Below are 19,794 nucleotides of genomic sequence, written 5' to 3'. Positions count from 1 at the left end.
ATAATTTATTCTTCGTTAGATTCTGGAGTTTCTGAAGTGGTATTTTCTTCATTGTTTAGAGTGTCTTCAGATTCAGAAATTGCTTGTTCTATAATTACAGATCCTTCTTCTGTTTCTTCTACTTCTTCCTCAACTTCTCTGTCCATTTCTACTTTTGCAATGGCTGCAATTTCGTCATTAGCTTTAAGGTTGATTAGTTTTACACCTTGCGTATTTCTACCCATTACTCTAAGTTCTGCGGTATTCATACGGATGGCAACACCAGATTTATTGATAATCATTAATCCGTCTTCGTCTGTTACGCTTTGTATTGCAATAAGATTACCCGTTTTTTCTGTGATATTAAGGGTGATTACACCTTTACCACCACGATTAGTAATACGATAATCTTCTACTGCAGTACGCTTACCGTAACCTTTCTCAGAAACTACCAAAACAGTATCATTCTCTAGATCGTTCACAACAATCATACCAATAACTTCGTCACCTTCTGCAAGATCTATTCCTCTTACACCAATAGATGTTCTACCAACTGGTCTTGCTTTAGCTTCTGGGAAACGGATACATTTACCATCCTTAGACGCAATCATGATTTCAGAATTCCCATCTGTTAATTTAGCGCCAAGAAGCATATCGTTTTCACGGATTTCGATGGCGTTAACACCATTGGTTCTTGGTCTAGAGTAAGCTTCTAGAGATGTTTTCTTAATGGTACCGTTTTTAGTAATCATGACAACATTCATTTGGTTGATGTAATCTTGATTTTTAAGATCTTTGGTACGGATATAAGCTTTTACTCTATCATCAGGTTCTATGTTAATCAAATTCTGAATGGCTCTACCTTTAGCAGTTTTAGACCCTTCTGGCACTTCGAATACTCTTAACCAGAAACATTTTCCTTTTTCGGTGAAGAATAGAAGATACTCGTGATTGGTAGCGGTAACGATATATTCTAAGAAATCCTCATCACGCGTTGTTGCGCCACGATTTCCTACGCCACCTCTTGATTGTACTTTATATTCTGAAAGAAGTGTTCTTTTAATATAACCAGCGTGAGAAATGGTTAATACTACTTTTTCGTCTGGGATGATGTCTTCGATAGAGAATTCTCCACCAGAATAGTCGATCTCAGAACGTCTCTCATCACCATATTTTTCTTTAACCTCGGTTAATTCGTCTTTAATAATTTGGAATCTTCTTGGCTCATTCGCTAGTATGTCTTCTAAATCATTAATTAAAGCCATGATCTGATTGTACTCGTCACGGATTTTGTCCAACTCCATACCTGTAAGACGCGCTAGTCTAAGATCTAGGATAGCTTGTGCTTGTAGGTCTGATAATTCAAAAGCTTCTATTAAACCTTCTTTTGCTGCTTGTGGATTATTAGAGTTTCTGATGATTGCAATTGCTTTGTCCAAAGATGCTTGGGTCGCAATTACTTTCATGAAGCCTTCTAAAAGATGTGCTCTTTCTCTGGCTTTTTTTAGTTCATATCTTGTACGTCTGATGATTACTTCATGACGGTGATCTACAAAATGATGAATGATATTTTTTAAGTTAAGTTGCTCTGGTCTACCTTTTACCAATGCAATATTATTAACACTGAAAGACGTCTGTAATGATGTATACTTATACAACATGTTAAGAACAACATTAGGAATAGCGTCGTTTTTCAATTCATAAACAACACGTAGACCATTTCTGTCAGACTCATCACGGATTTCATAAATACCTTGGATTTTGTCATCTTTAACCAATTCTGCCGTTCTGGCAATCATCTCGGCTTTGTTAACTTGGTAAGGGATTTCTGTAACGATAATCGCATTACGATTTCCGATTTCTTCAAAACCAACCTTTGCACGAAGTACGATACGACCACGTCCTGTATGGAAAGCATCTCTAACACCATCATAACCATAGATGATACCACCTGTAGGGAAATCTGGCGCAATGATATGCGTCATTAACTCGTCTATTGTGATCTCGTTATTGTCAATATAGGCGCAGATAGCATTAATACTTTCTGTAAGGTTATGAGGTGCCATATTGGTTGCCATACCTACAGCAATACCAGATGTACCATTAACCAAAAGATTTGGGATTTTGGTAGGCATAACAGTAGGTTCTGTTAAGCTATCATCAAAGTTATTTTGAAAATCAACGGTTTCTTTATCAAGATCTGATAAGATATCGTCAGAGATTTTTTTTAGTCTAGCTTCGGTATAACGCATTGCTGCTGGTGGATCTCCATCCATAGACCCGAAGTTACCTTGGCCATCTACTTGTGGATAGCGTAAGCTCCAAGGTTGCGCCATACGTACCATAGCATCATAAACAGAGCTATCGCCGTGTGGGTGATATTTACCCAAAACGTCCCCAACAATTCTGGCAGATTTCAAGTATTTTCTGTTAGAAAAAACACCTAGACCGTACATACCGTATAATACTCTACGGTGTACAGGCTTTAGCCCATCTCTTACGTCTGGTAAAGCTCTTGATACAATTACCGACATCGAATAATCGATGTAAGAGGATTTCATTTCATCAACAATGTTGATAGGAATTAACTTTTCTCCTTCTGATTTCATCTATAAAATTATAAGTTAGTAAGGGAATTCCCTTTTTTAATATAAATTACTGATTAACAAACTTTTAAAATGCTTGCGCGAGTAGTTTGAAAATGCTGTGCTAAAATACGAAATTTTTACCTATTATTGCCAATTAAACCTAATTAATAATAGAAGTAATATCAAACGAATGAGTATCTTAAGCATTACTTTTCATACGACTGAAAATCAACTAGAAAAATGGGATGGTTATCTAGAATCTGACCTTCATGCAATGATCGAAAATCTAATGGATGTCGATAAATATATCCTGTCTGAGGTGCATAGTGATATGGTAAATGAGGGGAGAAATACCAATTTATTATTGATCTTTGATAGAGATGAATTGAGAGAACAATTTATCATTAACGAATTGGAAAATATTGCAGAAAGAATCCATCGAGAATTTGGTGAAGAGGTTATGATTTTTCAGACTTTTCTTAATCCAAAAAAGCACAGACTATAGAATCTGTGCTTTTTTTTATTTGTTTCAACTAAATAGAATTAGCTTCTTCTGCTCATTAATATTCTTAAGATGTACCAGAATAGTAACATAATAGAAGCAAAAAGCTGTAGCGAAGCGCCTACATATTGGTCGGTATGGTAAACATTTTTTAGCTTGCTGGTTTCGTATAAAATGCTTGCCGAAGCTAATAAAACCATGCCTACAGAAAACCATAACCCAAGATCAAAACCGAAAATTGTACCTGCAACAATTAGTCCTAATGCTACAAATCCTCCGATAACGATAGCAGATCTAAGGAAAGAAAAATCTTTATTGCTTAGGAAGGCAAAAGCCGTTAACCCACCGAAAAGTGCCAATGTTAATATGGCCGCTTGGTAGATTACATCTCCCGATGTATACATTGTTGCCATATGTAATAATGGTAAAAAAATGATGGCCTGCAGGATAACATAAAGTCCAAGTCCGAAATATTGTGTGGATCTACTTTGGGATAAAGTCCACTTGTTGGCTAGCATGGAAGCAAGCCAGACGGCGCCAATAATTAATAACCAAGAGTATTTTTGGCCAATCATCATAAAGATGTATTCTTCCGGAACGGTTTTTAATAGAAGAGTTTCTACCAAAATGAAAGCCAAAATTGCTAAGGCAACATGTGAGTAAGTTTTTTTGTAAAATTCTGATTTCTCTATCGCTGTAGAGTTGAGAACTAAAGTGTCCATATTGATGTGTGTTTGTTTTAGGATTCTAATATAATAAATTAATTGTAGTTGAGGTATAAAAAAAGAACCCACGAATAGGTTCTTTATTAAATTTATTCTTAAATCTTTTTAATCTCTATGTTTTTCTTTACCGAAGAAAAATTTCATAACAATTGGTACAGTCGTGATTAGAACGATAATAATGATAATCCACTCTAAGTGAGATTTTAAATCTATATCAAATTGATCTTTAAATAATTTGTCTAAATAATGTCCCGCAAATACTAAACTGAAAGACCATAAAACTGCTCCTACAATATTGTCAAACAAAAATCTCTTTTTGTCCATCTTTACGATACCTGCTACAATTGGCGTAAAAGTCCTTACAACTGGTAAGAATCTTGCCATGATAACTGCTAGACTACCATGTTCTTCAAAAAAGTCATGTGCCTGATTAAGATATTTTTTCTTGAAAAGAAATGTGTCTTGCTTTTTGTAAAGGGCTGGACCAGCTTTCACCCCGAAGAAATAACCTACTTCATTACCGATAATTGCAGCTAATGATATACAGCTTGCAAGGATTGTTGTGTCTAGCAAGTCATTGCCAGTACCTCCAAGAGTTTCTTTAACTATTTCTACAGCGTAGATTCCTGATACAAATAAAAGCGAATCGCCAGGTAAGAAAAAGCCTACAAATAATCCAGTTTCAGCGAAGATGATAAATAGTATTAACCAAAATCCCCCCATTTTTATGTAAAATTCTGGGTTTAAGAGATCTTTCCAAGTTTCAAAGTGTTCCATATATGTGATTGATGCGCAAATATAATAAAAACGATTAATTTTATCTATTATATATCTCGTTAATTTTAGTTAAAATATATCAGATTAAAATAGGTTTTCGTCATCCGTATTTTGTCCTTCTGCCATAAGAAATGACTTAAGGAATGGTGTTATATTACCATTCATTATGCCATCAACATCGGAGGTTTCGTGTCCAGAACGTACGTCTTTAACCAATTTATAAGGATGCATGACGTAATTTCGAATTTGGCTTCCCCATTCGATTTTCATTTTACTGGCTTCAATTTCGTTTCTAGCGCGTAATTTTTCTTCCAATTCCATTTCATAAAGACGAGATTTAAGAAGTTGCATCGCTTTTTCCTTATTCTGAAGCTGTGATCTAGATTCTGAGTTTTCGATAATAATTCCTGTTGGTGCGTGACGAAGACGGACGGCTGTTTCTACTTTATTAACATTTTGACCACCGGCTCCGGAAGATCTCATGGTTTCAAAACTGATGTCGGCAGGATTAATATTAATCTCAATGGTGTCATCTACTAAAGGATAAACGTAAACTGAAACAAAACTCGTATGGCGCTTAGCATTACTATCAAAAGGCGAAATTCTTACCAATCTATGCACGCCGTTTTCACCCTTAAGGTAACCGAAGGCAAACTCGCCTTCAATCTCTAACGTTACAGTCTTAACACCAGCAACATCACCTTCCTGGAAGTTGAGTTCTTTAATTTTATAACCTTGCTTTTCTGCCCACATGATGTACATTCTCATGAGCATGCTTGCCCAGTCACAGCTTTCTGTCCCACCAGCGCCAGCAGTAATTTGCAAGACAGCCGATAGCTCATCACCTTCGTTGGATAACATATTTTTGAATTCTATGTCATCTAGTTTTTCTAGAAGAATAGGGTAGCTGTCATCTAATTCTTTTTCGCTATCAGGATCTTCTTTGGCGAATTCTACCAAAACTTGCAAGTCATCAAAAAGTGATTGTATGTCATGATAACCTTCTACCCATTTTTTCTTAGATCGAAGTTGCTTAAGAAAAGCTTCTGCTTCTTTGGGATTGTTCCAAAATTCTGGTGAAGCGGTTTTCTCGTCATCGTTGGTAATCTCGATGGTTTTTTTTTCGATTTGAAGATATTTATAGAGATCTTCAATTCTAGACTGTAGATCTTTTATTTGGTCATTATTTAGCACGGGATGATATAATTTTTTACAAAAGTAAGGATAAGATAAGACTTTCTGTAGGACAATGTCTAATTATTCAATTGGATTATTATTGTTTTCAATGGTATTAAAGCCAATTGATCTGGATGGCTTTTCTTTAATCATATAAAATTGAAGTTCTTCTTTTAATTGCGAAATGCGACTTTCAAATTGATCCGAAGAGTTAATACTTGCATCTTGTAAGAATTGTTGTACATCATTAAGATAATCAGAAGTTAACTTGCTGGCAGCTTCTTTGTAAGCGGAGTTAAGAATATTGTCATCTATTGTAATATTTTCATCATGATTTTTCAGGAAAATAGTTCTTAGACGTTTCTTGAGGCTTTGGGTAAAATCTACAAGCATTGTGTTAGAAAATGCCCTCATTTTTAGTGCGATATCATTCCAGAAAGGAAGTTGATTAGCTTGGTTGTATTGTAATATTTTCAGCAAAGTTGCATTTTCCGTAAGACCATTTTGCATGTGATGAAGTATCATCTCTGCTCGTTCTTTTGCGTTAGGCGGAAAAATAGGAATTAAAACATCAAATCTTCCTGGCGCAATTATTTCTGGATCAATCATAGAAAAACTCTTAGCAGAGCCAATCATGGTGAGGTCTTCTTGTTGAAATTTGTCTACGCTGTGTAATATAATGTTTTTAGTTTCTTCATTTTCAGAATTAATGCTTTCTTGCTCGCTTCGTTCTTGCATGACGGTGTCGAAATTCTCCATGAAAAGAAGCATTTTGTCTTGTTTCATCATGGTTAATAGAAAATCATTGAAAGAGGTCTTCTTTCCGTTAACAAAAGATGTTTTGAGGTAAGTATGTCTGATTTCTTCAAATTTATAATTAATGATTTCTGCGATTTTTCTAGCCCAGAAAATCTTACCACTTCCCGGAGGTCCATAAAGGATGATTCCTGCTGCTTTTTCTATGCCCCAATTTTGGCTTTGATCAGGATTGATAAAAGGTTCTAGCATATCTACAATATAAAAGTAAAGATCTCTGTATCCAATAAAATCACGCTGTTCTAGAGCCGTTTTTGCACCAAAATAATCATAGATAAATTGATAATTGCCTCCTAACTTTTTATCGATCCCAAAGCTGGAGATAGATGTTTTAAAATATCCATTTTCGAAAATATTAGTTGCTTGTTGGCTAATATATTCCTGTATTTTTTCTATAGGTTGATGTGCTTTGTTGGCAACATCTTCTATAGTTTTTTTGGTAGAAAGATCATCGCTGTAATCTTTGATAAAGGATTGATGGTCTTTCGCGAAATTTTCAAAATTTATTTTTATGTCTTGATTGCAAGAGATACAGTCAGAAACTTCTAAGTCGAAATCTTGTATAAATTGCATTAAGCTTTCTACAGGTATTTTTAATTCTTTAGCAAGTGCTCTTAGGTTTTTAGACATAATATTTGATTTAGGAATTCCAAGTTTTATATTAGCAATAATTGTACAAATTTTATTAAGAATTGTAACGATTCTTAATTTTTAAGGACTATTTATTTAAATCATATAATAATGGAGAAAATACTCGAAGTTAAAAATTTAACCAAAAAATTTAAACATATTGCCGTAGATAATATTTCTTTTGAAGTAGAGCGTGGCAATGTTTATGGACTTTTGGGGCCAAATGGTAGTGGGAAATCTACCACATTCGGAATGCTGCTCTCTACCATTAATCCAACCAATGGAAGTTGGAAATGGTTCGGGAAAGAAGGTACAGATACGGATACTTTGAAAAAGATTGGCGCCATAATAGAGCAACCTAATTTTTATCCTTATCTAAGTGCAGAGAAAAATCTTAAGATTGTAGCTACGATAAAAGGTGTTTCTGAGAAAAGAATAGATGAAGTACTAGGCATTGTTGGACTTTTAGACCGTAAGAAAGATGCTTTTAAGACTTACTCTTTAGGGATGAAACAGCGTCTCTCTATTGCTTCTGCTATGTTGTGTAACCCAGATGTTTTGATTCTGGACGAGCCAACTAATGGTCTGGATCCTGAAGGAATTATCCAAATTAGAGAAATTATTAGCAATATTGCAAAGACCGGTACTACAATTATTCTGGCAAGTCACCTCTTGGACGAAGTAGAAAAAGTATGCAGCCATGTTATTGTCTTAAAGCAAGGTAAAACCATCTATTCTGGTGCTGTAGATGCTATGAGTAATACTAAAGGTTACTTTGAGCTGAAAGCAGATAACGACGATCTGTTGTTAGAAAACCTGCTTGCGATGCCTTATTTTTCTTCGGCTAAATATGAAGGTCAATTAATTGTAGCTCAAATAAAAGAAGATATTGCTGCCGCAGATCTTAATAGAAAATTAGCAGAGAAAGGCATTTTTGTATCGCATCTTGCTAAGAAAAAAGAAAGCCTCGAAAGTCAATTCCTAGAACTTGTAAAACAGAAATCATGATAAGATTATTAAAATTAGAACTACTAAAAAACCTTAATTATAAGCCATTTAAGATTTTTACTGCATTATATTTTATAGTGCTGATTTGTCTATTGTTTGTAGGATTGATTAATTTTGATTTGTTTGGTTCAGAAGTTAATCTTAAGGAGCAAGGATTTTATGATTTTCCGGGCATCTGGAATTTTATCACGTACAGCGTTGCTATTTTAAAAATATTTTTGGGCTGTATTATTGTTTTTTCAATTTGTCAAGAGTTTTCTAACCGTATGTTTAAGCAGAATTTGATTGATGGCTTAGGACGTGGCGAGTTTATACAATCCAAGTTAATTACTATTTTATTATTTACAATATTGTCAACCATAATTGTTTTTGTTTTAGGATTATATTTAGGCAAGACTTATTCTGTAACGCAAGAAAGTGATTTAGTTTTTAAAGAAATTTATTTCATCTTGTGCTACTTTATTAAGTTGCTTACTTTCTTCTCGTTGATGATGTTTTTATCAATTTTGTTCAGAAAATCAATATTTGTATTCTTAGGATTATTTATGCTTTGGTTTATAGAAGGCGTTTTGTCTGCTGTAGAAAAATTTGCATTTGCGCAGAATGTCTTAGAGTCAAAGAAAGCAAAATATGTAGAAGGCAAAATATTCTTAACAGATTATCTGCCACTATCGAGTATGTCTAACCTTATACCGTCACCGTTGATGCGTACGACGATGGCAAAAGCTTTTGGAATTAGTGATTTTAAATTTGAATTTCCAGTAGCAGGTATTTTGATTTGTTTGGTATGGAGCGCAATTTTTATCGGTGGTTCTTACTGGATTCTGAAAAAGAAAGATTGGTAAACTTACTTTAGATATAATATAAAGCTCAACTTTTTGGTTGGGCTTTTTCATTTCTGTTATCTTTGTTGGATGAATTGGACTGACGTTTTAGAACCTATAAAAAATTCTGATTATTATAAAACACTCTGGCAGAAGGTAGAAGAGCAATATCATACAGAGCAATGTTTTCCGCCGAAAGATCAGATTTTTAGAGCATTGGAGTTAACAGATTTTGATGATGTTAAAGTTGTTATTATTGGTCAAGATCCTTATCATAATTTGGGTCAGGCTAATGGACTTTGCTTCTCTGTGACGGAAGGTATAAAAGCACCGCCATCACTCAAAAATATTTTTAAAGAATTAGAATCCGACCTCGGAATTATCCGTACAAAAACCGAATTATCCGATTGGGGAAGTCAAGGTGTTTTGCTACTTAACGCAACGCTGTCTGTAAAAGCACATGAGCCTAATTCTCATAAAGATATCGGTTGGGAAGTGTTTACAGATTTTATTATTAAACAGATTTCTGATCGTAAAGAACATGTTGTGTTTGTTCTTTGGGGCGCTTTTGCACAAAAAAAGGAAGAGTTAATAGATTCTGCACAGCATTTTATTCTAAAATCTCCACATCCATCACCATTTTCTGCACGTAAAGGTTTTTTCGGAAGCCAGCCTTTTTCTCAAATTAATGACTTTCTGAAAACAAAAAGTAAGTCAACGATTAATTGGTAGTTATTTAATTTTTTTAAGGCTTATTTCGATGCCGTTTTTCACAGTTGATGGACTTCCGTCTTGGTTGCGCCAAGGAGAGACGTGATTTAGTGTTACTGCGTAGCCTTCAAATACTTTTGTTTGTCGAGCGTTGCTGCCTTCAAAATCCATTGTTGATAATTCTATAACTTGTGGTGTAGATCCTTTGCGGCTAAGCTCTAGTTCAACTTTTGCTAATCCTTGCCAGACGCATGTTACATCTTCTGGACATCGGCTATCTTCTGTTATTGTTAGGTATTTTGCAGTGATATTTGTTTTTGCAATTTTAATAGATTCGCCTTGTTTTAAAATGATACTTGTTTCAGAAATGTCAGAAGAGTTTTCGGTATTAATTTTTTGAGTTTGACAACTTGTCAGACTGATTATGCTCATTGCTAAAAAGAGAGAACGTATCATAATATATTTAGTTTAAAAAAATGCATAATAAATAACTACAAAAAACATAGCAACACCTACCATCATATTAAAGCCCGTACCATAAATAAATCCTACTAAAGCTCCTTTTGTAGAGTTAAAAGCTTTTTTATGATTGTTAATATCATGTAGTAATTCGCCTACGAAAACGCCCAATAACATTCCTATTAAAAATCCGAACGGAATAGGGATGAAGAAGAATCCTAATAATGTTCCTACAAAAGATCCAATGCTTCCCCAGCGCGTACCTCCATATTTTTTGTTGGTTTTTGCCGGAATAACATAGTTGAGAACGGCGGAAAGTAATGTTAGAAACCCAAAAATCCAGACATATAAGATAGGCATCTCAGTGTTACCCCCGAATTTAAAAATTAAAAGCCCGGCAAAGCTCAAGAATAGTCCAGGTAACACAGGGACAATTGTACCAACAATGCCGATAATGATTAATAGTATACTTATTACTAGGATAACAGTGTTGTCCATTTTTTTTTAATTGTTAAAATTAAGTATTATATCTGTACGATGAGGTTATTATTTTGTTTTAAATTTGCAAAACCTAAGCCAAATTGCATATGAAAGATGAACTGAACGATACAAAAGATTTTTTACAAAATATTAGCGATCAGATTAATGTTTTTTTTGCTCAATATTTTCGTGGTGATGCAGCGTGGATTTTTCAGGTAACGTGCAAAATATTGGTGTTATTGGCTTTTCTTTTTTTAATGGATTTCTTACTAAAGTTTTCTTTTAAATTGGTGGCTAGATATTTTTCAAATCCAGAAAAATACCCGTTTATTCATTCTTTATCCAAAGCAAAGTTTTTTGATTCTATAGCACATATTATTGCGTTAGGTCTCTGTAATTTTGCATTAGAATCTATTTTTTATGCAGGGATGCATCAGATCACCAAAGGTATATTAGACAAGATTGTTAATGTGGCTCAGGTTGTGGTGATTGCTGGTGCTGGACTTAGATTGTATAACGGTGTGGAGAATTATTATATCCTCATAAAGGATAGCTATAAGCTTATTGCATTCCGTGCCATTTCTCAGACTCTTAAGATTTTTGGTGGTGTTATATTGTTCTTTATCGCGATTAAGATTCTTTTCAATATCGGAAGCGGTGCAATATTAGGAAGTATTGGAGCCATTACGGCGGTTATGGTTTTGGTGTTTCGGGATACGATTTTAGGTTTTGTAACGGGCATCCATGTGGCGACTTCTAAAACTCTGAAAGTTGGAGATTGGATAGGGATCCCTAAGTATAATCTAGAAGGAACGGTGATAGAAATAAGTCTTCTAACCACTAAAATCATGAACTTTGACAAAACCATTTCTACAGTGCCAACTTATGATCTTATGACCACTGAGATTAGAAATTTCCAGGTGATGACAGAGGGTAATCGTCGTAGGATTAAGCGTTCTATGATTTTTAATATCAAATCTTTTCATTTTCTGACAGAACAAGATTTTGATAAATTAGCGAATATCAATCTTATTTCGGATTATCTGATTACCAAAAAAAACGAAATAGAATCAGAAAGAGTGAGTCTAAACAATGCTGATATTAATCTTAATGGACAGCAATTGACCAATATTGGTGTGTTTAGAAAATATGTGCAACACTATCTTAAGAATAATCCAGATATAGAACAAAACGAAATTATCTTAGTAAGACAATTAGAAATCACACCACAAGGTATGCCTTTGGAGGTTTATTGTTTTACAATTTATTCGGGCTTAGAGGATTATGAAAGAGTACAATCTGATATTTTCGATCATTTGCTAGTTGCGGCTCAGGATTTTGGATTGGAGATTATGCAGATTAATAAAATTTAAAAATAAAAAAGTTAAGCTTTCAAAAATATTATGACAACTAAATTAAGTGTTAATATCAATAAAATAGCTACGTTGCGTAATGCAAGAGGTGGCGATGTGCCAAGTGTAACACAGATTGCAGTAGATGCGCAGAGATTTGGTGCGCAAGGAATTACCATTCATCCCAGACCAGATGAGAGGCATATCACCCGCAAAGATGTCTATGACTTAAAACCATTGGTGACAACAGAATTTAACATCGAAGGTAATCCTCATCGTGATTTTATTGACATGGTTCTTGATGTTAAACCAGAGCAAGTGACTTTGGTGCCAGATGCTGATGATGCGATAACGTCTAATGCAGGTTGGGATTGTAAAACTCATTTTGATAAATTAACGGAGATTATTGCTGAATTTAAAAATGCAGGCATCCGTACTTCTGTTTTTCTTGATCCTAATCCAGAAATGGTGGAGTTTGCGGCAAAAACTGGTACAGATCGCATCGAGCTTTACACCGAAGCCTACGCAACTCATTATCCTATTAATAAAGAAAAAGCTATTGCAGATTATATTGCGACAGCTAAGCGTTGTCAGGATTTTAACCTCGGTGTTAATGCAGGACACGATTTGAGTCTTGATAATCTTAAATATTTCTCAGATAATATTCCTAATTTGTTAGAGGTTTCTATTGGTCATGCTTTGATCTCGGAAGCTTTATATTTAGGTTTAGAAAATACAATCCAGGCTTATCTTAAAAGATTGGCGAAATGGGCTTAAATGTCGACTGTTAGAGAGAAGTGTGCTCAATATATTTCGTTTAATCTAACAATTGATGCTTAATACTAATATTAAAATTATGGAATTATTACATTCAAAAATATACGGAGAGGATAAAGTCGGGACGCCATTATTGGTGTTTCATGGCTTGTTTGGGATGTTGGACAATTGGGGGAGTTTTGGGAAAGAATTTGGAGAAATTTTACCAACGCATCTTCTGGATCTAAGAAATCACGGACGCAGTTTTCATTCGGATTCTATGTCGCATGACGATTTGGCAGAGGATATTCTTAATTATATGGATCATCACAAAATCCCGAAAGCCTTTATTCTAGGACATTCTCTAGGCGGAAAAGCTGTGATGCAATTTGCGATTAATTATCCTGATCGTGTAGAAAAGTTAATTGTTGTAGATATTGCGCCTAAAGCGTATCCGCCGCATCATCAAGGGATAATTAAAGCTTTGCAATCTGTAGATTTTACCAAAGTTGAAAACAGACAAGATGTAGAAGCTTCGTTAAAAGAATACATCCCGGAGACTTTTGTGATTCAGTTTTTGATGAAAAATCTTTACTGGAAAGATGACAAAACTTTGGGTTGGAGATTTAACCTTGATACTTTGGCAACGCATTATGCAGAATTTGTTTCTAATGCTATAAAATTTGGTGTTTTTAATGGTCCAACGTTGTTTATTGCGGTCGCCAAATCTAATTATATCTTGCCACAAGATGACTTTGGGATAAAACAACAATTCCCTAATTCTCGTGTTATAAAAATAGCTAATGCTTCTCATTGGGTACAAGCCAATAATCCTGTAGATTTTGCAGTTGCTGTGAGAACTTTTTTGTTTGATGAATAAACTTCGTTTTCATTTATCAATTCTTATCTTTGTAGAGTTTAGAATTTTAAATCAAATATATTGGATCAACTTCCACAAGATAAAATAGTTTTAGTAACGGGCGCCACAGGAATATTGGGGCGTGTCATTGTGCTAGAATTGTTAAAGCTAGGCAAGGTAGTAAAAGCAACCAAAAGAAAGCAAAGTAATCTGGATGATGTTAAGTCGTCTTTGCGATTTTATACAGAACATCCAGAAGATTTTTTCGCAAAAATAGAATGGATAGATGTCGATTTTGATGATATCAGTTCTATAGAAGCCGCTTTGGTTGGTGTGTCAGAAGTATATCATTGTGCGGCAAAAGTTAGTTTTCATCCGGATGCTCGACATGAGATGTATCAGACCAATATCGAAGGGACTAAAAATCTACTTTATGCTTGTCAGAATAAAATAGAAAAGTTTTGTTTTGTCAGTTCTATTGCAGTTTTAGATGGTTTTAATGATGACGGTTTTCAAGATGAGGATTCTAATTATAACCCGAAACTAATGCATTCTTCTTATGCTAAGTCTAAGCATTTTTCTGAGATGGAAGTGTGGCGCGCAGCAGCAGAAGGACTTAATACTGTGATTATAAATCCAGGTATTATCGTGGGATCTGGCAACTGGAAGAGTAGTAGCGGTGAGATGTTTGGGCAATTGGCAAAATCTTCATTTTCTACCAACGGAAGCTCTGATTATGTAGATGTTAGAGATGTTGCAAAAATTGCAATTTCTTTAATGGAACAAAATGTTTTTGACCAACGTTTTATTTTGGTTTCAGGAAATGCTAAAAATGAGCACGTTGCCAACAAAGTGAGAAAAGCTGTTGGGAAATCTCAAGTTAAAATTATTTCTAAACCAGTCTTAAATATCGGTCGAGTTTTTAATTTTCTTTTAGGTTGGCTTATCCCAAGTCTCAGAATGATAAACAAAGTTAATATAGATGCGATAACGACAGATTCTAAACTTTCTAATCAAAAAATCATCAATCAGTTGAATTATCAATTTATCCCAGTAGAGGAAAGTATTGATTTTCATCTTAATCATTATTTACAAGATCATCAATAATATATGAATATTGCTAATTTCTTAATAACCAACGCAGAAAAATATCCTTTAAAACAAGCTATTGGTTTCAAAAGTGGTGCAAGCTGGTCTCATATTACGTGGAGAAAATTTAAAACAGTTGTTTTTAAAACCGCTAATGCCCTGAAAGACGCTGGAGTAGAGCAAGGAGATAAGGTCGCTATTTATTCTGAAAATTCTGCAGAGTGGATTATGATGGATCTTGCTGTACTTGCCATTGGTGCGATTACGGTTCCTATTTATTCTACCAATACAAAAGATCAAGCAAAGTATGTTCTTCAGGATTCTGGAGTAAAAATTATTTTGACTGGTAATAAAGAGCAATATGATAATGCGATTGCATTGTTGGATGATTGTCCTTTATTAGAGAAAATTATCGTTACCAAAACTTATGAAAGATTGGTTCATGAGAAGAGTTTTCATCTACAGAAATTTATACAAAAAGCATCAGATCAATTAGAGATTCTTCAGTTGACAGAAGATGACATAGCGACAATAATCTATACATCTGGTACAACAGGTACGCCAAAAGGAGTTGTATTAACTCATTCTAATTTTATAAAATGTATAGAAGCTCATTTTGAGTTTTATAAATTCAAGGATTTTGATGATGAGCATTCGTTGGCGTTCTTGCCTCTAACTCATGTTTTCGAAAGAAGCTGGACGTTATTGTCTTTAACGGGTGGTGCGAAAGTTTCTTTTTTAACTAAAACTAAAGATATTGCTGATGAGATAAAAGTGGTGCAACCTACAATGATGTGTTCTGTGCCAAGATTTTATCAGAAAATTTACATAAAGATTCAGGAGACTATTCAGAGTTCTTCACCAACTAAACAGAAAATTTTTAATTGGGCGTTAGAAGTTGGTGCAGCTTACAACGAGAGAAAAGGCTTGCAAAAAAGTATTCCTTTCGGGTTAGGCCTGAAAAATAAAATTGCCAATGCTTTAGTTTTTAAGAAAATTAAAGGTCAACTTGGTGGTGAGTTGTGGTTTATGCCATGTGGAGGCGCGTCTATTTCGCCGGAGATTGCACGTTTTTTTGATGCAATGGGCATTCATTTAACCATTGGCTATGGACTTACAGAGACAACGGCGACATTAGCACTTTATCCACTAAAACATTATAAATTCGGGACTGCAGGTAAGACTTTGCCAGGTGTAGAACTTAAGATTGGTGACCAAGATGAGATTCTTGCAAAAGGTAGTGGCGTGATGAAAGGTTATTATAATAGACCAGAAGATACTAAAGCTGTTTTTACAGAAGATGGCTGGTTTAAGACTGGAGATTGTGGTAATATAGATAAAGATGGCAATCTTACGATTACAGATCGTATCAAAGATCTCATGAAAACTTCTAATGGTAAATATGTTACGCCGCAAGCAACAGAAAACTTATTGACTAACGATGCTTTTGTACAACAAGCTGTGTTAATTGCAGAAGGTAGATCGTTTGTGACAGCGTTAATTGTTCCTAATTTTGAAGCTTTGGAAGTTAAAGCAAAGCAAGATCAAATTTCTTTTTCGTCTCATGAAGAATTAATTAAAAATCCTCAGATTATTAGCTTCTATAATCAGAAAATTAACGAACTTCAAAAAGAACTTGCTGATTATGAAAAAGTTAAAAAAATAACATTATTACCAAGAGATTTTCAAATGGATTTAGGTGAGATGACCCCAACTTTGAAAGTCAGAAGAAAAGTTGTTTTAGAAAAATATGCCGACTTAATTGATAAAATGTATTCTTAATTTTAATAGTAAGTCAATAGTTCTCAATCTTAATTTTATCAACAGTGGAAAATCAATTCTTAGGAAATTCTCAATATAATATATCTAATCAATCGGTAACAGAAAGTTGCCCGTCTAATATTGCCTTAATTAAATATTGGGGTAAATATGAAAATCAAATTCCGGCTAATCCCAGCATCAGTTATACGCTTAATCATTGCAGAACGAATACAACTATAGAGTTTTTTGCAGATGAAGAATTCTCTGTTCAGACTTTTTTGGCTGGAAATGAAGAAGTGAAATTTGCTTCGAAAATTGAAAAGTATTTTAAAAATATTGAAAAATATTTGCCTTGGATTTTAAAAGGAAAATACATTATCAAAACCGAAAATACCTTTCCTCACAGTTCCGGAATTGCAAGTTCTGCTTCAGGATTTGGCGCGATTGCAAAATGTCTGATGAGCTTGGACGATGTTTTTTCAGATAAGAATAAGGAAGGCTTCGAGAGCCTAAACCTTACAAAGGATAGAAAAGCTAGTTTTTTGGCAAGATTAGGAAGCGGAAGTGCTTGTAGAAGCCTGTACGATGGATTAGTTGTTTGGGGTGAAACCGAGGAGGTAGACGGAAGTTCCGACTTGTTTGCAGTGCAATATTCTAATGATAAAGTACATTCTGTTTTTAAGAATTTTAATGATTGGGTTTTATTAATTCATGAAGGTGAAAAATCAGTTTCGTCCACTGTTGGACACGGCTTGATGAATACTAATCCTTATGCAGAAAGACGTTTTCATGAAGCACATGAGAACTTTACTAAGCTGAAAATGATCTTAGAAAGTGGTGATATGGACGGTTTTATCCAATTGGTAGAACATGAAGCATTGACACTTCACGCGATGATGATGATGAGCGATCCTGCTTTTATCTTGATGAAAACGGGCACTTTAGAGGTTATTAATAAACTTTGGGAGTTCAGAAAAATAACGGGCTTGCCTTTATTTTTCACGTTAGATGCTGGCGCTAATGTTCATCTTCTTTTCCCGAATGATATTGATACAGATAAAATCACAGATTTCATAAAAACCGAATTAATACCATTAACGCAAAAAGGTGGCGTGGTAAAAGATGTGATGAGGTTTTAAATGAAGAATAAGAAAGCAGCTTTAAGGGAAAGACATTTAACACGTTTTTTTCAATTTAAAGGAATTGAAATTGAAGAAAAACTGGCTTTTTATGAGTCTAAACTGATGGTATTTTTACCATTTTCATAGCATTATATAAATGTTATGAAGCATATTTTACGCCGATTATAAAATTAGATTCTAAAAGAATTACATTTAGATTTGATAGATATAATTGGATTGATTTGAAGAAAATAAATATGCATTTCAAAAATAATTATTGGATTTTCGTTTTAGTCTTTTATTCTGAAAAAAAAAATAGAAAAGAAGATTCCTTATTCTAAATTAGAAAATAGTTTTCAGTTACCTTTAATTTTGAAGTCATTTAAGAAAAAATATAGAAGGAAGTTTCATTTAAAACATTAATAATTTGATTAATGAAATAAATAGATTTAGATTCCTACGGAATGACAAATATTGATGATTAATTTAATTACAAAACTTTTAACGTGAAAATCCATCACATCGCTATTATTTGTTCTGATTATAAGATTTCCAAATCGTTTTATACAGAAGTTATTGGCTTAAGTATTTTGCGTGAAGTTTACCGCGAAGAGCGTCAATCTTATAAGTTAGATTTAGCGATTGGAGATCATTATGTGATAGAGTTATTTTCTTTCCCTAATCCACCTGAGCGTCCATCAAGACCAGAAAGTTGTGGGCTTAGGCATCTCGCTTTTTCGGTTGATAATCTGGGCGATAAAAGAAGCGAACTCCTTGCTAAAGGCTTGGATTGCGAAGAGATAAGATTAGATGAGTTTACGGGTAAAAGTTTCTTTTTTACCCAAGATCCAGACGCTTTGCCTTTAGAGTTTTATGAAAGTTAAAACTATTTTAGTTAATGTGCATAACCGCTCACAAAGCTGAAAACCATAATTGCTAAGACAATAATGGATATTACAACATAGGTATAATCCTTTTCTTTAAGATAGCCAATAAGGGCAAAAATAATTCGCATTAATGGTGTGAAGATTAAGAATAGTATTCCTAATTGGATAATTCCTATTCCTTCAAAATTCTTTAGAGAAACCCAGAAAGATTGCCAGATATGATCGCTAGGAATCTGAAGATGCTCAAAGTGTTTTGGCATCTTAAAACCTTCTGTAAATAACTTTATAAAACCAACTAGTGAAGTGGTAACAGAGAATAATACGCCAAGACGAAGAAGGTTTCCTACAGAACGATTAAGGTCGATGTCAGTAAATTCTTTTCTCATTTGAAGTTATTTGTTAATCCGTTATACATCATGTAAATTGACAATATAGTAATGACAATCGCAAAGAATGTTTTTAATTTTTTAGTTTTAGAAACCATTAATGTTTTAGATCCTATTAAGCTGCCTAATACAACGCCAATAACTACAGGAGCTGCGATGACAGGGATAATTTCGCCTCTTTGGAAATAGATTAATGCACCAGCTACAGCCGTTACGCCAATCATAAAATTACTCGTTGTTGTAGATACTTTAAAAGGTAATTTCATCATATTATCCATTGCGAGTACCTTTAGTGCGCCAGATCCAATACCTAATAAACCAGACATTGCGCCCGCAAAAATCATCATGAAAAATCCTGGAATCGTGTTTCTTGCTGAGTAACTTTTAAGCTCTCCTTTATCAGGGAAAGTACCGTATAACTTTAGTCTGTCTTCTACACTTCCTTTAATGAGCGGTTCTTGATGATCTGGTTTTCCTTTAAGATTTAGGATTACAGTTAATAAGAGGATGCTTGCAAAGATAATCCCGATAGTATTAGGATTTAAAATCCCGGAGACCAATGCGCCAGCAACAGCGCCAATAGTTGTTGCAATCTCCAGAAACATACCAATTCTCATGTTGGTAAAACCTTCTTTGACAAAGGCAACTGCTGCTCCAGAAGAAGTTCCGATTACAGAAATTAATGAAGCACCAATAGCATAATGCATAGGTACACCAAAGCCTAATGTTAATAACGGTATGATAATAACACCGCCGCCTAATCCAGTTAGAGAACCAAGTAATCCAGCGCAAATAGCACCGAGAAATAAAATAATAATTTCCGACATAAGGCAAATATAGTGGTATTGAAGTTTTTACACCAAATATTTAATAGTAAAAATAAAAATTTATAATTATTCTAGCTTTTA

General features: G+C 34.2%; 20 protein-coding genes. 11 read left to right on the top strand and 9 right to left on the bottom strand.

Annotation, left to right across the window (positions count from 1 at the left end; translation table 11 throughout):
* Positions 1-5: 5 nt before the first annotated feature.
* Positions 6-2,588 carry a DNA gyrase subunit A gene (gene gyrA / locus ACQQ6V_RS07355; protein WP_448844899.1) on the bottom strand — a complete coding sequence of 861 codons (2,583 nt, stop codon included), beginning with the start codon at positions 2,586-2,588 and terminating at the stop codon, positions 6-8.
* 169 nt (positions 2,589-2,757) lie between these two features.
* Here gyrA and ACQQ6V_RS07350 point away from each other — a divergent pair, with 169 nt between their 5' ends.
* The gene (locus ACQQ6V_RS07350) at positions 2,758-3,072 is read left to right on the top strand and encodes a DUF4286 family protein (protein ID WP_448844898.1); all 315 of its coding nucleotides are present in this window, start codon (positions 2,758-2,760) and stop codon (positions 3,070-3,072) included.
* Positions 3,073-3,110: 38 nt separating this feature from the next.
* On the opposite strand, the gene ACQQ6V_RS07345 is transcribed toward ACQQ6V_RS07350, so the two are convergent.
* From ACQQ6V_RS07345 to ACQQ6V_RS07330, 4 genes are all read right to left on the bottom strand, one after another.
* Positions 3,111-3,791 carry a Bax inhibitor-1/YccA family protein gene (locus ACQQ6V_RS07345; RefSeq protein ID WP_448844897.1) on the bottom strand — a complete coding sequence of 227 codons (681 nt, stop codon included), beginning with the start codon at positions 3,789-3,791 and terminating at the stop codon, positions 3,111-3,113.
* A 108-nt stretch (positions 3,792-3,899) separates the two neighbouring features.
* Complete coding sequence (locus ACQQ6V_RS07340; RefSeq protein ID WP_448844896.1) at positions 3,900-4,571, bottom strand: DedA family protein; 672 nt, start codon at positions 4,569-4,571, stop codon at positions 3,900-3,902.
* 84 nt (positions 4,572-4,655) lie between these two features.
* Positions 4,656-5,765, bottom strand: a complete 1,110-nt coding sequence (prfB, locus tag ACQQ6V_RS07335) for a peptide chain release factor 2 (protein WP_448844895.1) — start codon at positions 5,763-5,765, stop codon at positions 4,656-4,658.
* A gap of 63 nt (positions 5,766-5,828) precedes the next feature.
* On the bottom strand, positions 5,829-7,193 hold the full coding sequence (locus tag ACQQ6V_RS07330; protein ID WP_448844894.1) for an AAA family ATPase: 1,365 nt from the start codon (positions 7,191-7,193) through the stop codon (positions 5,829-5,831).
* A 111-nt stretch (positions 7,194-7,304) separates the two neighbouring features.
* Here ACQQ6V_RS07330 and ACQQ6V_RS07325 point away from each other — a divergent pair, with 111 nt between their 5' ends.
* From ACQQ6V_RS07325 to ACQQ6V_RS07315, 3 genes are all read left to right on the top strand, one after another.
* Positions 7,305-8,201, top strand: a complete 897-nt coding sequence (locus ACQQ6V_RS07325; RefSeq protein ID WP_448844893.1) for an ABC transporter ATP-binding protein — start codon at positions 7,305-7,307, stop codon at positions 8,199-8,201.
* A complete protein-coding gene (locus ACQQ6V_RS07320; protein ID WP_448844892.1) occupies positions 8,198-9,046 on the top strand; it encodes a DUF2705 family protein in 849 nt (282 codons plus the stop codon). Before ACQQ6V_RS07325 ends, ACQQ6V_RS07320 begins: the two co-directional genes overlap by 4 nt.
* A gap of 69 nt (positions 9,047-9,115) precedes the next feature.
* Positions 9,116-9,757: a uracil-DNA glycosylase gene (locus tag ACQQ6V_RS07315; protein WP_448844891.1), complete on the top strand. Its 642-nt coding sequence runs from the start codon at positions 9,116-9,118 to the stop codon at positions 9,755-9,757.
* On the opposite strand, the gene ACQQ6V_RS07310 is transcribed toward ACQQ6V_RS07315, so the two are convergent.
* Together ACQQ6V_RS07310 and ACQQ6V_RS07305 are read right to left on the bottom strand one after the other, a co-directional pair.
* Entirely contained in the window at positions 9,758-10,192 is a 435-nt protein-coding gene (locus tag ACQQ6V_RS07310; protein WP_448844890.1) for a hypothetical protein, read from the bottom strand.
* 12 nt (positions 10,193-10,204) lie between these two features.
* Positions 10,205-10,693, bottom strand: a complete 489-nt coding sequence (locus tag ACQQ6V_RS07305) for a DUF456 domain-containing protein (RefSeq protein WP_448844889.1) — start codon at positions 10,691-10,693, stop codon at positions 10,205-10,207.
* A gap of 89 nt (positions 10,694-10,782) precedes the next feature.
* Between ACQQ6V_RS07305 and ACQQ6V_RS07300 the strand changes: the two genes are divergently transcribed.
* The 7 genes from ACQQ6V_RS07300 (at position 10,783) to gloA2 (ending at position 18,497) form a co-directional block, all read left to right on the top strand.
* Complete coding sequence (locus tag ACQQ6V_RS07300) at positions 10,783-12,048, top strand: mechanosensitive ion channel family protein (protein WP_448844888.1); 1,266 nt, start codon at positions 10,783-10,785, stop codon at positions 12,046-12,048.
* 30 nt (positions 12,049-12,078) lie between these two features.
* Positions 12,079-12,804, top strand: a complete 726-nt coding sequence (locus ACQQ6V_RS07295) for a pyridoxine 5'-phosphate synthase (protein ID WP_448844887.1) — start codon at positions 12,079-12,081, stop codon at positions 12,802-12,804.
* Between the two features lie 79 nt (positions 12,805-12,883).
* On the top strand, positions 12,884-13,663 hold the full coding sequence (locus tag ACQQ6V_RS07290) for an alpha/beta fold hydrolase (protein ID WP_448844886.1): 780 nt from the start codon (positions 12,884-12,886) through the stop codon (positions 13,661-13,663).
* An 84-nt stretch (positions 13,664-13,747) separates the two neighbouring features.
* Positions 13,748-14,749, top strand: a complete 1,002-nt coding sequence (locus tag ACQQ6V_RS07285; RefSeq protein WP_448846183.1) for an NAD-dependent epimerase/dehydratase family protein — start codon at positions 13,748-13,750, stop codon at positions 14,747-14,749.
* 3 nt (positions 14,750-14,752) lie between these two features.
* Positions 14,753-16,513 (top strand): AMP-dependent synthetase/ligase, encoded by a 1,761-nt coding sequence (locus tag ACQQ6V_RS07280; RefSeq protein WP_448844885.1) that lies wholly within the window; start codon positions 14,753-14,755, stop codon positions 16,511-16,513.
* A 44-nt stretch (positions 16,514-16,557) separates the two neighbouring features.
* A complete protein-coding gene (locus ACQQ6V_RS07275) occupies positions 16,558-17,631 on the top strand; it encodes a diphosphomevalonate decarboxylase (protein ID WP_448844884.1) in 1,074 nt (357 codons plus the stop codon).
* A 488-nt stretch (positions 17,632-18,119) separates the two neighbouring features.
* Entirely contained in the window at positions 18,120-18,497 is a 378-nt protein-coding gene (gene gloA2 / locus ACQQ6V_RS07270; protein ID WP_448844883.1) for an SMU1112c/YaeR family gloxylase I-like metalloprotein, read from the top strand.
* A gap of 11 nt (positions 18,498-18,508) precedes the next feature.
* On the opposite strand, the gene ACQQ6V_RS07265 is transcribed toward gloA2, so the two are convergent.
* Both ACQQ6V_RS07265 and ACQQ6V_RS07260 read right to left on the bottom strand, forming a co-directional pair.
* Positions 18,509-18,886, bottom strand: coding sequence for a DUF1634 domain-containing protein (locus ACQQ6V_RS07265; RefSeq protein ID WP_448844882.1), 378 nt, complete (start codon positions 18,884-18,886; stop codon positions 18,509-18,511).
* On the bottom strand, positions 18,883-19,713 hold the full coding sequence (locus tag ACQQ6V_RS07260; RefSeq protein ID WP_448844881.1) for a sulfite exporter TauE/SafE family protein: 831 nt from the start codon (positions 19,711-19,713) through the stop codon (positions 18,883-18,885). The genes ACQQ6V_RS07265 and ACQQ6V_RS07260 overlap by 4 nt, the downstream gene beginning before the upstream one ends.
* Between the last annotated feature and the right edge of the window lie 81 nt (positions 19,714-19,794).

The sequence above is a fragment of the Chryseobacterium electrogenes genome (genome assembly GCF_053553015.1).
The sequence above is the reverse complement of the archived record's forward strand: the minus strand, read 5'-3'. Positions and strand labels throughout refer to the sequence as shown.